This is a genomic window from Butyricimonas sp. Marseille-P3923 (assembly GCF_900184685.1).
Taxonomy (GTDB): domain Bacteria; phylum Bacteroidota; class Bacteroidia; order Bacteroidales; family Marinifilaceae; genus Butyricimonas; species Butyricimonas muris.
The window spans coordinates 1,858,392-1,874,776 of the sequence record NZ_FXXL01000007.1; the positions used below are offsets into that span (position 1 = coordinate 1,858,392).

General features: G+C 44.0%; 13 protein-coding genes. 6 read left to right on the plus strand and 7 right to left on the minus strand.

Annotated features, from left to right (window positions below):
- Nucleotides 1-159 precede the first annotated feature (159 nt).
- Nucleotides 160-2,397: a polyribonucleotide nucleotidyltransferase gene (gene pnp, locus CS948_RS19125; RefSeq protein ID WP_099293738.1), complete on the minus strand. Its 2,238-nt coding sequence runs from the start codon at nt 2,395-2,397 to the stop codon at nt 160-162.
- Between the two features lie 121 nt (nt 2,398-2,518).
- Nucleotides 2,519-2,788, minus strand: coding sequence for a 30S ribosomal protein S15 (gene rpsO, locus CS948_RS19130; protein WP_099293740.1), 270 nt, complete (start codon nt 2,786-2,788; stop codon nt 2,519-2,521).
- 117 nt (nt 2,789-2,905) lie between these two features.
- Between rpsO and CS948_RS19135 the strand changes: the two genes are divergently transcribed.
- Nucleotides 2,906-3,610 carry a DUF1573 domain-containing protein gene (locus CS948_RS19135; protein WP_099293742.1) on the plus strand — a complete coding sequence of 235 codons (705 nt, stop codon included), beginning with the start codon at nt 2,906-2,908 and terminating at the stop codon, nt 3,608-3,610.
- Between the two features lie 36 nt (nt 3,611-3,646).
- On the plus strand, nt 3,647-6,127 hold the full coding sequence (locus CS948_RS19140; protein ID WP_099293744.1) for an endonuclease MutS2: 2,481 nt from the start codon (nt 3,647-3,649) through the stop codon (nt 6,125-6,127).
- 425 nt (nt 6,128-6,552) lie between these two features.
- Here the strand turns inward: CS948_RS19140 and CS948_RS21760 are convergent, their stop codons facing one another.
- A complete protein-coding gene (locus CS948_RS21760; RefSeq protein WP_176555135.1) occupies nt 6,553-6,909 on the minus strand; it encodes a helix-turn-helix transcriptional regulator in 357 nt (118 codons plus the stop codon).
- A gap of 186 nt (nt 6,910-7,095) precedes the next feature.
- Between CS948_RS21760 and CS948_RS19150 the strand changes: the two genes are divergently transcribed.
- From CS948_RS19150 to CS948_RS19160, 3 genes are all read left to right on the plus strand, one after another.
- Entirely contained in the window at nt 7,096-9,267 is a 2,172-nt protein-coding gene (locus CS948_RS19150; RefSeq protein ID WP_141560999.1) for a hypothetical protein, read from the plus strand.
- A gap of 61 nt (nt 9,268-9,328) precedes the next feature.
- On the plus strand, nt 9,329-10,081 hold the full coding sequence (locus CS948_RS19155) for a BT1926 family outer membrane beta-barrel protein (RefSeq protein WP_099293748.1): 753 nt from the start codon (nt 9,329-9,331) through the stop codon (nt 10,079-10,081).
- Between the two features lie 523 nt (nt 10,082-10,604).
- Entirely contained in the window at nt 10,605-11,894 is a 1,290-nt protein-coding gene (locus CS948_RS19160) for an arginine deiminase family protein (protein ID WP_099293750.1), read from the plus strand.
- Nucleotides 11,895-11,928: 34 nt separating this feature from the next.
- On the opposite strand, the gene ubiE is transcribed toward CS948_RS19160, so the two are convergent.
- The 4 genes from ubiE to CS948_RS19180 form a co-directional block, all read right to left on the minus strand.
- The gene (gene ubiE, locus CS948_RS19165) at nt 11,929-12,621 is read right to left on the minus strand and encodes a bifunctional demethylmenaquinone methyltransferase/2-methoxy-6-polyprenyl-1,4-benzoquinol methylase UbiE (protein WP_099293752.1); all 693 of its coding nucleotides are present in this window, start codon (nt 12,619-12,621) and stop codon (nt 11,929-11,931) included.
- Nucleotides 12,622-12,800: 179 nt separating this feature from the next.
- Nucleotides 12,801-13,844, minus strand: coding sequence for a DUF2776 family protein (locus CS948_RS19170; protein WP_099293754.1), 1,044 nt, complete (start codon nt 13,842-13,844; stop codon nt 12,801-12,803).
- An 83-nt stretch (nt 13,845-13,927) separates the two neighbouring features.
- Complete coding sequence (gene obgE, locus CS948_RS19175) at nt 13,928-14,917, minus strand: GTPase ObgE (protein ID WP_099293756.1); 990 nt, start codon at nt 14,915-14,917, stop codon at nt 13,928-13,930.
- An 87-nt stretch (nt 14,918-15,004) separates the two neighbouring features.
- On the minus strand, nt 15,005-15,544 hold the full coding sequence (locus tag CS948_RS19180; protein ID WP_099293758.1) for a phosphoribosyltransferase: 540 nt from the start codon (nt 15,542-15,544) through the stop codon (nt 15,005-15,007).
- A 103-nt stretch (nt 15,545-15,647) separates the two neighbouring features.
- On the opposite strand from CS948_RS19180, the gene purE reads away from it, so the two are divergent.
- The gene (gene purE / locus CS948_RS19185) at nt 15,648-16,154 is read left to right on the plus strand and encodes a 5-(carboxyamino)imidazole ribonucleotide mutase (protein WP_099293760.1); all 507 of its coding nucleotides are present in this window, start codon (nt 15,648-15,650) and stop codon (nt 16,152-16,154) included.
- Nucleotides 16,155-16,385 lie beyond the last annotated feature (231 nt).

Below are 16,385 nucleotides of genomic sequence, written 5' to 3' on the forward strand. Positions count from 1 at the left end.
TAAGGTTCATAAAGTTTATAAAGTATAGCTCCCTAACGTAGGCTTTACCTACGGCAGCAGAACTGCCGATAAACTTTGCCCGAAGGATACCCGTTACTTTATGAACCTTAAAAACCTTATAAACTTTAAAAACGAAAGGGGCGTTAAGCCCCTTTCTATCTATTCTCTATCTCTTCTTTCCGGTCTCGGACCTCTATCATGGCGAGGACCTCTATCCTGTCTTGGGCCGCGGTCTTGACGATCTCCGCGATCCTGACGATCACCACGGGGACGATCGTTTTGTTGCTCCATCCCTTCGGGTTTCGGAAGCAACACTTTCCGGGAAAGTTTGAACTTACCGGTTTTAGGATCTATATCGATCAATTTCACGCGAACCTTATCACCTTCTTTCAAGGCATCTTCCACTTTTTCAATACGTTTGTGGTCGATTTCAGAAACGTGCAGCAATCCGTCTTTACCGGGCATGAATTCAACGAAAGCACCGAATGCAGTGATCGTTTTCACGACACCTTCATAAACTTCCCCAACCTCCGGCTTGCTAGCGATAGCTTTGATACGGGCAACCGCAATCTCGATAGCCTCGGCGTTGCTGGCAGAAATATCCACGATACCTTGATTACCCACTTCCTCGATAACGATAACGGCACCGGATTTCTCTTGAATATCTTGAATAATCTTTCCACCGGGACCAATGATAGCACCGATCTGGTCTTTATCCACCGTGAGAGTCACCATACGCGGAGCGTGCGGTTTCAACTCCGGACGAGGCTCAGGTAAGGTTTCTTTAATAATATTCATGATATGCAAACGTCCCTGTTTTGCTTGCTCCAAAGCTTTCTCCAGAATCTCGTAAGGAAGTCCGTCAACCTTGATATCCATCTGGGTAGCGGTGATTCCATCCACGGTTCCGGTTACCTTGAAGTCCATATCCCCCAAGTGATCCTCGTCACCCAAGATATCCGACAACACGGCATATTTTTCATTATCGGTAATCAATCCCATCGCGATACCCGTTACCGGTTTCTTGATTGGGATACCGGCATCCATCAATGCCAATGTTCCGGCACACACGGTAGCCATGGAAGACGAACCGTTAGATTCCAAAATATCCGAAACGATACGCACGGAGTAAGGATAACCATCCGGCAACATACGCTTCAACGCGCGGTGAGCCAAATTCCCATGACCTATTTCACGACGTCCCACACCACGAGAAGCCTTTGCCTCACCCGTGGAGAACGGCGGGAAATTATAGTGCAACAAGAATTTTTCTTTTCCTTGTTCCGTGGCCTCATCAATAATCTTTTCATCGAGTTTGGTTCCCAAAGTAACGGTAGCCAATGCCTGTGTTTCACCGCGAGTAAAGATAGATGACCCGTGAGGTCCGGGTAGAGGACCTGCCTCACACCAGATAGGACGAATCTGCTCGGTAGTACGACCGTCCAGACGCAATCCCTCGTCCAAAATCATTCTACGTACAGCTTCTTTCTCCACGTCATGATAATAACGACCGACAAGCATCTTCTTCTCCTCTCTTTCCTCTTCCGGAAGAGATTCCAAATACTCATCTTTCACTTGCGTGAACAATCTCTCGCGCAAATGTTTATCCGCGTTGCACTGGCGTGCCATAGCGTAAGCCTTATCATAGCATTTAGCCCAAATATCTTTACGAAGTTCCTCGTCATTCACTTCGTGACAGTAAACCCGTTTCTCTTTACCGACAGCCGCAGCCAATTCCTCTTGCACCCGACAATGCTCTTTTATTGCCTCATGAGCGAAGATAATAGCCTCCAGCATCTCTTTCTCGGACACCTCGTTCATCTCACCCTCCACCATCATAATATTCTCGTAAGTAGCGGCAACCATAATATCCAAATCAGCCGTCGCCAACTGGCTTCTGGTCGGGTTAATCACCAACTCGCCATCCACACGGGCTACACGAACTTCGGAAATCGGTCCGTGGAAAGGAATATCACTCACGGCAATAGCGGCAGATGCTGCCAATCCTGCCAAACAATCCGGCATCGTCTCGGCATCGCCCGAATACAATGTTACCTGCACGAAAGTCTCGGCATGGTAATCATCCGGGAACAAGGGACGCAACGCGCGGTCTATCAAACGGGATACCAGAATCTCGTAATCGGAACTTCTTCCCTCCCTGCGAGTAAATCCTCCCGGGAAACGTCCCAGAGAAGCGAACTTTTCTTTATAATCCACGGACAAAGGCATAAAGTCCACGTCCGGACCTGCATCCTGTGCAGAAACAACCGTAGCCAGAAGCATCGTATCGCCCATCTTCAACATAACAGCCCCATCGGCTTGTTTGGCGAGCTTCCCGGTCTCTAGCGTAATTACCCTACCATCTTTCAGGGTAATGCTTTTTTCAATTACATTCATAGAAATAATAATACTGTTAAAATATAAAACATTTTAACGGAATTCTTTAAGATAAAAGGAGGAGGAGGGGAGGATTTTAATAAAAAGACGCTCCGGGTAACCCGGAGCGTCCGGTATGTAATTACTTACGTAAATTCAATGCTTTCACGATAGCACGATATCTCTCGATATCTTTCTTCTTCATGTAATCAAGCAACGCTCTACGTTTTCCAACCAATTTAATCAAAGATCTTTGAGTAGCGAAATCTTTGTGGTTTTTCTTTAAATGCTCGGTCAAATGAGCGATACGGTAGGAAAATAAAGCTACTTGTGACTCAACAGAGCCGGTATCTTTATTAGACTTCCCGTACTGTGAAAAAAGTTCTTCTTTCTTTTCTGATGTCAAATACATGATGTTCAGTTCTTTAAATTTAAAAATTATTTTAACGCCGCAAAGATACACTTTATTCCGACATCAAACAATCTTTTCCATCCCTTTTTGTATTTTTGTACTCAAAATTACAACGACATGAGCAGAAAAGGGAAAACACTAATATACTTCATCATGCTATTCATTCCGGCTCTCGCGTTCGGACAGAAAGCCAAGATCGCGTTCGAGAAAAACACGATCGACGCAGGTCTGGTACAGGAAACCGGAGGAAAAATCACGTATAACTTCAAATTCGTGAACAAGGGCAAAGCACCGTTACTAATAAAATACGTAGAAACGACTTGTGGATGTACTGTTCCAAAATGGAACCGCCGTCCGATCCTGCCACAGGACAGCGGAACCATCTCCGTGGTCTTCAACCCGAAAGACCGTCCCGGTACCTTCTCCAAGAAAATTATCGTGTACACCAATGGTAACCCGCCCAATCTTGTCTTAAAATTAAACGGAGAAGTCGTGGGCAAACCCGCGGACATAGATAAAGAATATCCCTTCACAGCGGGAGAGTTACGCGTCAACACGGACACCATCTCCATAAACCAATTAAAAACAAAACAACAAATCGTGAATATGATCAATACCGGCAAAAAAAATATATCCATTACATCCATCGTCAAACCCGACTACCTAGAAGTAGATTACACCCCCTTCACCATGGAGAAAGGAATGATCGGCAACCTCATCATCCGCTACACCGGAAACGAGAACACCGCGTTCTCTCCCGCCGATCGACTTGTAATCCGAACCAGTCAAGGCGAGAGCTTTAGCTTCTCCCTTGTTTATTAATCATTTTCAATTTTGCATTTTCAATTTTCAATTAGTATGGTTTATCCTGAAAATTTCGAGACAAAAATAAAATTCGACAAAATAAGACAACTTATCAGCAACAACAGCCTGAGTGACATGGGACGTGAGCTGGTAGACAATATCACGTTTTCATCCGACGCGGATTGGATTCGCACCTCACTCTCCGAAACGGCGGAATTTATACGCATCTGTCAGGAAGAAGAGAATTTCCCGGTATCTTATTATCACGATGCCCGTCCTTTTCTCGCTCGCGTAAGAGTCGAAGGGCTATTTCTGGAAATAAACGAACTGGTAATACTAAAAAACTCGCTGGAATCATTGAACGCCATTACCCGTTTTTTCAACAACAAACAGGAACAATACCCTTCACTGGTCGCTCGTGCCGGGGACATACGTGTATTCCCGTATATATTGCAGCGTCTGGATTCCATCGTTTCCAAATTCGGCACGATAAAAGACTCCGCCTCCCCTGCCCTCGCGAATATCCGGCATAGTATCACAAAAAAACAATCCGGAATATCCCGCCGCATGCAAGCCTTATTGCAGAAAGCACAGGAAGAGGGCTGGGCAGACAAAGACACGAACATATCCATCCGTGACGGCAGAATGGTTATTCCCGTTCCCGCCGCCTACAAACGAAAAATAAACGGTATCGTGCATGATGAATCGACAACCGGAAAAACATCATATATCGAACCCACGGAAATCATCGAAACCAACAACGAAATCCGGGAGTTGCAGCTAGAAGAAAAACGGGAAATCACCCGTATCCTCCGCCAGTTCGCGGATGACATACGTCCCTATATCGACGACTTGATCCCGGCATACGATTTCATGGCTTTCGTGGACTTCGTTCGCTCGAAAGCACTTTTCGCCATTCGGGTAAACGCCATCGTACCCGTTTTCGAGAATCGTCCCGAGATGTTATGGTACAAGGCAAAACATCCCCTGTTATACCTTAGTTTAAAAGCCAACGGCAAGGAAGTCGTACCTCTGGATATCGAGATCAACGAGGAACAACGTATCGTCCTAATCTCCGGCCCTAACGCCGGGGGTAAATCCGTTTGCTTGCAAACCGCCGGACTCTTGCAGTACATGTTCCAATGCGGCATTCCCGTACCCGTGGAAGAATCGAGTAAATTCGGGATATTCCGCAAGATACTTATTGACATGGGTGACGAACAATCACTCGAAAACGATTTGAGTACGTATAGCTCCCATCTGGTGAACATGAAAAATTTCGTGCGTTACGCGTCAGACGATACATTAATCCTAATCGACGAGTTCGGAACGGGCACGGAACCCATGCTGGGAGGAGCCATTGCAGAAGCAATACTGAACGCTTTGAACCAGAACCAAGTGAAAGGAGTTATCACTACCCACTATACTAACTTGAAGCACTTTGCCTCCTCTGCCCCGGGCATCGTGAACGGTGCCATGTTATACGATTCCCACCGGATGCTTCCCTTGTTCCAATTGGAAATCGGCAAACCGGGTTCCTCTTTCGCGTTCGAGATAGCCAAGAAAATAGGGCTCCCGAAGGAGATTCTCGACGATGCCGCCGGCAAAATCGGGGAAGACAGGGTCAACTTCGACAAGCACTTGAAAGAAATCCTACGGGACAAACGGTACTGGGAAGAAAAACGGAAACGCATTCACGACAACGAAAAACGCCTCGAGGAAGTGCTGGAGCGTTACAAGAAAGAACTGGATGATGCTTCCAAATTAAGAAAAGAGATCATCAAGGAAGCGCAGGAAAAAGCAAAGGAAATCATATCCGGTGCAAACAGTACGATAGAGAGAACCATCCGGGAAATCAAGGAAAGCCAAGCAGAAAAAGAGCAAACGAAATTGGCAAAGGCTGCCTTTGAAGAAGAAAAACAACGCCTACTCGCGGAAGAACAAGGCGAAGAAGAACGTCTTCAAAAGAAAATCGAGAAACTGAAGAACCGGGAAAAGAAACGTCAAGAACGGGGAAAACAACCGCAAACCGCCACGCCGGAACAAGAAACCCGAAAAACACTCGCGCTCAATAAAGGAGATCTCGTGCAACTCGACAATAAAGCTATCGGCGAAATTATCGAAATCAATGATAAAAGCGCCGTGATTGCCCTAGGCGGACTGATGACAACCGTGAAAACGGAACGTCTAACGAAAGTATCCAACAGCGTGGCAAAGAAAATAACACAAAGCAAGCCGAGGCAAAGCACCTCGTCCTATCTGGAAAACATCAGCCAGAAACGCATGGACTTCAAGCCGGAAATTGACGTCCGCGGGTTGCGGGGGGACGAGGCTCTCATGAAAGTAGCCGAATTTATAGACTCGGCTGTCATGCTGAACATGAAAGACTTGCGTATCCTGCACGGGACGGGTACCGGTGCCCTTCGGCAGATTATCAGGGATTACTTGAGAACGAATCCCGTCGTCGGTCATTGCGGGGACGAACACGTGCAAATGGGAGGCTCAGGAATCACGGTTGTCAAACTGGATATCTGAAAAACACGCCAAACTAAAATAGTGGACACGAGAGAACCAAATTTCTCTCGTGTTTAAGTCAAAATAAGTTAAATAATAAATATATTTAATATACGTGACTTGTACTTGATTAATATCAACTCCCATTCAATTCCCATTCAACTCCCATTCATCCCCTATTACAAAGGTTGAATAATAGAATTTAAATTGAATTTGAATAAAATTTAATAATAGCAAAATACATGGTATAACTATAGTCTATTCTAGCCCGATAACTGAATTGGACAGAAATTCACCTCGAACAAGGAAGAAAAACTGTAAAAATTTTTTGACAAGAGTTTATCTTGCATTTTTGAAATAAGCATATACCAATATACAGTATTATCATGACCAATAATAATAAAGTTATTGATCATACCGTGAACACGGGAATTCTACATGAAAAATCAACGACTTAAATCTTTCTTTTTTTCAAACATTTTTTGCATGATTCGGTCATATTCCATATCATCCAATTCCACTTCCAACATGACTTTCCGTTTGGAAGAAGTCGTTTGTAACTCATTCACACGGTCTGCACCAATAACTTTATTCTCCTCTCCTAAACACTCCGAAAATACGCGAAACAGATCGACATTCAACACCATGCAAATTTGATACAACAGATGTGTATCAATTGATTGACGCTTGAAAAGATTGTACACAACTGTCCTCTCCTTATTAATCATCCGAGCGAATTGACTGATACTCAAACCACTCTTCTCAAATTCTTGCCTTATTATCTCTCCTATATCTAATTTCATGGAATAAAAATACGAGAATTATACAGACAAAAGAACCGCCATCTGTATTATATAATCACAAAAATGTTGCACAATTCTTGCATAAGTAAATTTTATACCATACTTTTGTAAAGTTAATATAACAATTCACTTGTTATTGTATAAATAAACCTATAGAATTATTCAATGTTTAATAAAAAAAGTGTTATGAGAAAAATTGGTTTACTAGTTGTTTTAATAACTATGGTAATGTTCTCTTGCGTGGACGACAAAGAATCTGCAACAGTTGAACAAATGCGTACGGCAAAAACTGCATGGTTGCAAGCTCAAGCCGAAATGATAAAAGCACAAGGCGAAGCCCAAAAGATTTTAGCCGAAACAGAGAAATTAAAAGCGGAAAATGACGCCAAAAACGAGGCTGCACGTATCGAAATAGAGAAATTGAAAGCCCAAGCTGAAGCCGCGAAGACCGAAGCCGAGGCTGAACAAATCCGTGCAGAAATCGAGAGAATCAACCAAGAAGTGGAGCAAGCTCGTTTGGAATTCGAATACCAACAACGGTTGAACGAACTGGAATACCAAGTAGCCGAGGCAAAAGCCGCCTACAAATTACAAGAATTCCAAAACAAATTAAACCAAGCTATCATCGATGGCAAATTAAACTCGGGACTTATTGAAGTGTACAATCAATACACTTCAGCATTAAATAAGTTGCGCGGTGCAGAACTTAAAGTTTCCCAAAAACAACAGGAAATTGCCACGAAAGAGAAAACGATTAACAGCGGTTATGATGGCTACGTGAAAGGGCTGCAAACAGAAATTGCCACAGCACAAAAAAATATCGAGGAGGCTAAAGCAGCACTGGAAACATGGATGGAAAACAACACAGATGTGACTAAAGACGAAGCATCTAAAAAAGTTGAAGAATTAAACGCCCAAAAAGAAGCGTTGGATAAAAAATACAGCGATTTAACCTTAAAATTAATCGACTTACAAGCCGACCAAAGCAAATTGCTTGCAGCGCTAGATGCAGCTAAAAAAAATCAAAGCAACGCTAACAATGCAAAAAACAAAGCTGGAGAAGAGCTAGAAAAGGCAACCCAAGCGTACGAGGATGCTGAAAATGGTCTAAATTCAGCTAAACAAGATATCATCAACGAGTTCCCGGAATTTGAATACGGGGTTACTACCAATATCGAGAAAAAACAAGCAGAGTTAGAAAAAGCAACCGCCGAAACGGCAAAAACATTAGCAGAAGCAAAGGTTGCTTTAGAAAAAGCAAAGACCAGTATTCCGGAATTATTCGCCACCAAAGAAAATGCTGAAAAAGCTGTTGAACCTATTCAAAAGGAAGCAGAAAGATTGACAAAAGAATTAGCTGAAGCAACGGAGGAAAAAGCTGTTTGCGAGGGGAAACAAGCTGCATTGAAAGAAAAAATGGAAACAGAAAAAGGCGTGTATGACAACCATCTCGCCGAAGTAAAACGGCTAACCGAGCTTTTAAAAGACGAGTCATTAAGTGCCGATGAAATCGCCGGATACCAAAGAGAGTTAAAAATCGCAGAGGAACTGGCAGCTGAAACAAAAATAACTTACGATGCCGCTAAAAAAGCACACGACGACAACGAAGCCGCACTCAAAGAAGCAAAAGATAGCATCGAAGAGTTAAATAAAGAAATCGAGAAAAATGCAAAAACTTTAGCTGAAGCAGTGGTTGCAATGGAAAAAGCCGAAAAGACTTACAACGACACGATGGAAGCCGTGAAAGAGGGCGGTGAATTGCAAAACAAGATCGCAATAGCGGAAAGTAACGCTAATAACGCAGAAGAAGCTGAAGCTAATTTCAAAGAGAGACTAGAGGCTGCCAACAAAACTCTTACCGATTTCTTAGCTGATAAAGAAAAAGCAGAGAAAGCTTTTGCCACTGCCGAAGAAACTTTGGAAGCATCCGTAAAAGCTGTTGAAGATGCAGAAAAAGCAATAGAAGATTCTGAATACTCGGCTATCAAGAAAGAAAGAGAGAACATCAAGAGTGAAAAAGCTGTTTACGATGCCTTAATCACTGAATACGAGGAGTTAATCAATGATGGTTCTCTGACAGAGTACAAGGAAAGTATCGAAGCTAAAATCAAAGAGTGTAACGAAAATATCGCCACATACACTGAAACCATTGAGGAAAATCAAGCCCTAATCAAAGAATTCGAAGCAGCAGAAGAGGCTGAGAAAGACGAAATCGTTAATAGAGGTCATGAAACCTTGAGGAATGAAATTGCAATACTTGAACAAGAAATCAAGAACCTGCAAGAAATCATCGTATATAACCAAGCAGAAGTTGACCGTTTGAAAGGAGTTATCGACTCTTTGGAAGAAGCCGAATAAAAATACTGACGAACACATCATCGGGCGTTAATCGCCCGATGAAAACAAACACTATTCTAATATGTTAAAAAGAGTATTGACAATTGCCATCATCATGACGGGTTCGGTTCTGCTGGCGAATGCACAAGAGAAGCAAGAAGATGTCACCCCGAAGAAAGGAGACAAGGCAGTTTCCTTGAACTTGGGCGTGGGTTCTTTTGTCGGCATGGAAGCCCCGGCTCCGAATCTAAGCAGCTACAATATCTCTGCACCTCAAACCAGCTGGTTTGACAAACAGCTATCCTTGAACTTCGAGTTCAAATGGATGTTTGCAGAGAAATGGGCATTGAAAGCGATGGGAGGATTCTCATTCAAAAACAACCCCGAGTACAAAGCCGTTCCCGGCAGTAGCACCGAGGGAAAATTTGAAGAAGGGGACGTCCCGGATTACAAATTCGTAACCTCGAAAGATAATTTGAAATATTCCGTGGTACTCGGGGCTGAACGTTACGTGAAAACCAAATACAATAAGTTATTTTTCCGCTACGGGGGTGAGTTCGGGTTTTCCTACGGACGCCAAACGGCAAAAGCCGACGACGAATCTTACTTGGGTAAATCCGTCGGGGAAGCATTCGGCTACCGGGTAGCCGGGGTGACCGGCTTCGATTATTTCGTTTCGAAAGCATTTTTCATTTCAATCGAAATACGCCCGTTGGCATACGACTACACGGTGTACAATATTCGCCCGCAAGTCGGATTAAAACTTCTATCTTCAGACAGACACGGTATCGACTTTTTGTCTAACCCAATGTTGAAAATCGGATTCCGATTCTAACAAATTATATTGCAACCAGAACGTACGGGAGTCTTTCCCGGGAGTAGCAGAGGATGTTTTGACACATCCTCGCTCTTTTATATAAAATATAGCTGACAAAAGATTTTTTACAGGGAAAAGAGTAATATTAATCTGACACGATACAGGCGGCAGAGTCACCATTTCGCAAACGAAATTCCCCAAAGCGATTATGTAGAATATTATTTGTATTTCTAAATTAAATGTTATAATTTTGCGTCGTACGAGTGTTTAGCCTAGTTTTGAAAATATCATGTATCGGATTCCTTTCGAAAAGCCAAGTAGAAAGAGGTATTCATACATTTAAAATATTTGAAAATGCAACCAGCTCGGAGAGGCCGGACAACTCTTCGAGATATTGAAAGGGATACCGAGTGTATCCCTTTCTCCTTTTTTCTCCCGCCGTGCATAATTATTTTCAGCTTTTGCATAATTATAGTGGTGATTTATAAGGTTTATCATTCATTATATCGTATTTTTGTCATGTAATCAAAAAAACCAATTTATGTCTAAGATTGTTGAGGTAAATGTTCAATCCGAAATCGGAAAACTGAATGGAGTTATCCTCCATACACCAGGCGAGGAGGTAGAAAACATGACTCCTGAAAACGCTGAGAGAGCGCTCTACAGCGATATTTTAAATCTATCAATTGCACGAAAAGAATACAAACAGCTCAGTGAAGTCTTGGGTAAGATCACGAAAACTTATCAAGTAAGAGACTTGCTGACGAACATTTTAAAGGACGATGCCATCAAGTTGGAAGTGCTCAACCGCATCGAAAAAATAGAACCTTTTATCGCGGAAGAAACACCCAAAGGTTCGATCAAGGATAAATTATTGGATGAAGATGCAGAAGATTTAGCCCGTTTACTCATCGAAGGGGTGGAAATGAAACGGGACACGTTGACCAAATTCCTGAATAAAGATTGGTATGACCTGCGTCCGTTGCATAATTTCTTCTTCACTCGCGATGCATCCATGAGCATGTACAACGAGGTACTCATCGGCCGCATGGCAAATGCAGTACGTGATCGTGAAGCCGTGATTATGCAGTCTATTTTTGATTTCACCCCCGGGTTCAAAACACGCACCCTTAATTTGAACACGACAAACGACCCCACCCGCAAATTAACAATCGAGGGAGGTGACGTTCTGATCGCTCGTGACGATATTTTAGTAATCGGTAACGGGGCACGTACCACCACTCGCGGTATCGATGCACTGATGTACAACTTCATCAACCGGAACGAAGATAAAGTACAACATATTCTGGTACAGGAATTACCCCATTCTCCGGAATCATTCATCCACTTGGATATGGTATTTACCTTCTTGGATAAAGACAAATGTATGGTTTACGAGCCCCTGATTATGAGCCCGGGCAACTACCAGACCGTGCATATCAAGATTCAACACGGCAAATTAATCAGTATCCGCAGGGAGAAAACCTTGTTACACGCGTTGAAAAAACTGGGAATGGACTTGGAGCCCGTGTATTGTGGCGGCGAGGACGAAACTTGGAACATGGAAAGAGAACAATGGCACAGTGGTGCAAACTTCTTCTGCGTGGCACCGGGTAAAGTCATCGGTTACGCTCGTAACAATTATACCGTGGAAGCCATGAGCAACGCCGGGTTCGAGATTATCCGCGCTTGTGACGTGATTAGCAATAAAGTAGATTTAAAGAACTACAACAAATACATGCTTACCATTGAAGGTTCGGAACTTCCCCGCGGAGGAGGAGGTGCCAGATGCATGACCATGCCGATCAACCGGGATGAAGTAGAGTGGTAAAGAAATGAAAAAAGCCTCCGAACGGAGGCTTTTTTCATTTCTCCCCGATATATAAACTGGCGATTCCGAACGTCAACCGTTGCTGAGAAACATTAGCATAACCGGAACGACGCATGATTTCCAAGAACTTCTCTCCTTGAGGGAAAGCGAATACCGAAGCCGGCAAATACTCGTAAGCCTTCCGGTTACCGGAAATAATCCCTCCCACGAAAGGCAGTATATTTCTGAAATAAAAATTGTATAGCTGTTTCATAGGAAATCTTTCGGGCGTGGAAAATTCTAAAATAACCACCTTTCCCCCGGAACGCAACACCCGGCACATTTCCGTCAACCCCTGCTCCAAGTGCTCGAAGTTACGTACGCCGAAAGCCACTGTCACGGCATCAAAAGTATTATTCCCGAACGAAAGATTCTCACTATCCCCGTACTGGAAATCGAGTTGGTCTGCCAGTCCCTTGTTTTTCGCTTTCTCACGGGCAACAACCAACATATTCTCGGATATATCCGCCCCAATCACACGCTTCACGCCATGCTTCAACGCCTCGATAGAAAAATCACCCGTACCGCAAGCGATATCCAACACCAGCTCTTTCCGCCCGGCTCCTACCACTTTCATCGCTTTTCTCCGCCAACGTTTATCAATCCCCATAGATAACAAGTGGTTCAACAAATCATACTTGGGGGCAATCCCGTTGAACATCTCCTGTACCTTTTCTTTCTTTGCCATTATTTTTTCATTTATTTCAACGGCGAAAATAATCAATTTTTAGCTTCTAAAACAATAACCGCCTGTATAACTCAAAACAAAACATGTATAAAGTACACACGAAAAAGTCGTGAGAACCCTTTGCAGAGAGTCCTCACGACACGAAATATAAACTCAAATCAAAACCTCCGAAAGTATAGTTATTTGCTCGATGTACCGCTTTCCAGAATACTGACAATTGAGAACAGGGAGAAGCATATCGCCCCTAAACCAATCAGTACACGCGAAGGTACAAAGAAAGCGTTATCCAGTGACGCCTCTTCAAAAAGGAAGGCTCCCAAGAAAAGAGCAAACAAAGCTGTCATGACCGGAATCAAAGGTATCCGGTTCGCCAATTTACATTCTTGACGCCACACCTTTGCCAATAAAAGAACCTTACTGGAAATACTGAAACAAACCAGCCCGAGGCCAATCAAGATAAAACCGGTAGTATTCACGGGAGCCGCTGCAGCCAACAACTCTACAATTCCCCCTACAATACAGATAGTCCCCATGAAAAATACCAGTCTAGGCCAATTTTTTCTATCTTTTTCCCCGTAATCATTCCTGATCTGACGGGAAATACTTGCAACCAAACCAATCAGACTCGTGCATATACAAGCCAAGCCCGCCATGACACTCCCGGCAACCAGATGGTCGCCCTCGGAAGCCCCGGACAACAAAACAATAGCCCATACCCATGCCACCAAAGCCAGCACGATAGTGATTCCAATCAGCGTGGATTCCGTCGTCGCTGAAAAACCTGCCGGGTTAATTTTATCGCTCGTCCCGTGGGAATTTCCCGGAATCAATGTAAATTTAGTCGATGAAGTCGCCGCCGTAGAGATACAACCGGCGATTAATGCCACCCCGCAAATCACGTGCCCCGGCACGAACATATTCTGCGGTTCCGCCATGTTCAACAAAGTGATCCCCCAAATCATAGTACCCAAGGCAAACAAATACCCCATGGCAGGCAACAAATACTTCACCACAGGATTATACGTGTGGATCAACTGACGAATGATCGTGGCAGCCGTGGCATAAAGGGCTAAACAAAGAACTCCTAATGAAAACACGACCGGCCCTGCCACCCAACGAGCTTCATCATTCCCGTAACCGAAAATATACCCCCCGAAAAAGAAGCAAATCAACGCCATCAATAAGGGAATTAAACGAAACAAAACACTAATACCGTAATTCATAAGCAATTCATTTTAATACCTATGCATATACGGCGATTAACATATTCGGTTAACCCGTTTCTTTGAAAATTATATTAAAAAACCTAATCATTCAGTACCTTCCACAACATATCTTTCAACTCCGTGATGCCGCTTCCCGTGACGGAAGAAATAAAAACGTAAGGAATATCCGGCAAGTCCTGTTCTATTTCCGCCATGAGTTCCCGGTCTATGAAATCGGACTTCGTGATTGCCAGCAATCTTCTTTTATCCAACAGTTCCGGATTAAATTGCTTCAACTCGTTCAGCAATATCCGGTACTCCTCGTGAATGTCCTTACTATCACACGGCACCATAAATAATAATACCGAATTTCGCTCGATATGACGCAAGAATCGCAATCCCAACCCTTTACCAAGGTGAGCCCCCTCAATGATACCGGGGATATCCGCCATAACAAAAGAACGATTATCCCGGTAATTCACGATTCCCAAGTTCGGTACCAACGTTGTAAAAGGATAATTGGCAATCTCCGGTTTCGCTGCCGACACCACGGACAACAAGGTTGATTTTCCGGCATTCGGGAATCCCACCAATCCCACGTCGGCAAGTACTTTCAACTCCATAATCACGGTACGCTCCACGCGCGGTTCCCCGGGTTGCGCATAACGAGGTGTCTGATTCGTGGCAGAGCGGAAATTCCAGTTTCCAAGACCACCACGTCCTCCGCGAACGGCAATAGCCGTTTCACCGTCTCGGGTAATCTCACAAACCGTTTCACCCGTGTCCGCATCCCGAGCCACTGTCCCGAGAGGCACGTCCACGATTACATCTTCCCCGTCCGCCCCTGTACACAAATTACCGCTTCCACTCTCCCCGTCGCCCGCGAACACGTGACGTTGGAATTTCAAGTGAATCAATGTCCAATAATTACGATTCCCACGCAAAATCACGTGACCGCCGCGTCCTCCATTTCCCCCGTCAGGCCCGCCTTTAGCGGAACGCTTATCCCGGTGCAAATGCATGGAACCCGGTCCACCGGCTCCGCTACGACAGAAAATTTTCACGTAATCGACAAAGTTCGTTGATGCCATCCTTTTTTATTTTAGATTTATGATTTATGATTTTAGATTCCAAATTAAAAATGACATCATTCACTCGTCATTTTCAATTTTCAATTTTCAACTTTCAATTGTATACAAGTCCGGTAGATTCCGTCCCAACCCATCGTAATCCAAACCTCGCCCGACCACAAAATCGTTCCCCAAGGCAATGCACGTGTAATCAAGAGTCAAGTCATACCTCAAAGCCCCCGGCTTATAAAACATAGCCGCGATCTTCACTTGTTTCGGGTTCCTCTCCTCCAACATACGCTTCAAGTATACCATAGACTCTCCCGAATCTACCATATCTTCCAAAATCACGACAGTACGTCCGGCAATATCTTCTTTCAAACCTATCAAGTTCTGCACGTTTCTGGAAGAAGCAAGCCCGTCATACGAGGCAATCTTCACGAAACTGATTTCTGTCCCTTCCACCGTGATTTTCTTCAGCAAATCGGACACGAACATAAAAGCCCCGTTCAGAACACCAATAAACAAGGGAGATTCCCCCGCCAAATCCTTATTCATTTGTCGGGCAACCCGGTCTATCGCCTGCTCAATCTCCTCTGCCCCGATCAATAACCGGAAATCCCGATCATGCAGTCTGATTGTTTTCATATCACAAATATTTCTCCCGAATGACTGTTTTCCGTCTTCGGACTCGTTTTTTTATTTAACTTTGCGCAAAAGTACAACTTTGAATTTAAAATCCGGTAAAAATATGGATCCAAAAGTAAGTATTATCATGGGTAGCACTTCTGATCTACCCGTTATGGAAAAAGCCGCGAAAGTATTGAATGACTTTTGCATACCTTTCGAAATCAATGCTCTTTCCGCTCACCGCACGCCGGCAGAAGTGGAAGCCTTCGCCAAAGGCGCTCGCGAACGGGGCATCGAAGTTATCATCGCCGGAGCCGGAATGGCAGCACACCTGCCGGGTGTTATCGCCGCCATGACTCCCGTCCCCGTTATCGGAGTACCCATCAATGCCTCCCTCGACGGTATGGACGCCCTCTTGGCTATCGCCCAAATGCCCCCGGGCATCCCTGTCGCCACCACAGCCATCAACGGAGCCATGAACGCCGGAATATTGGCAGCACAGATTCTTGCCGTGGGTGACAATGCATTAAAAGCGAAAATCGTTGATTTCAAAGAATCCTTGAAAAAGAAAATCGTTGACGCCAACAATGAACTGGCAAAAGTAAAATACGATTACAAGACGAATTAAGGAGGTGTGTTTTACACACCTCTAGTCTATAAAAGACGAACCTTCGGTTCATAAATACTCTTGACTTTATGACATGATGGACTTTATAGACCTTACAGACCAGAGGATGTGTTTTGCCACATCCTCTTATTAATCGTACTTGATAAAATTCACATTTTCCCCATTTTTATAAGTTATAACTTATAAATTTCATATCTTTGGATATGCGGCTCCAAAGCCGTCTTTCATACC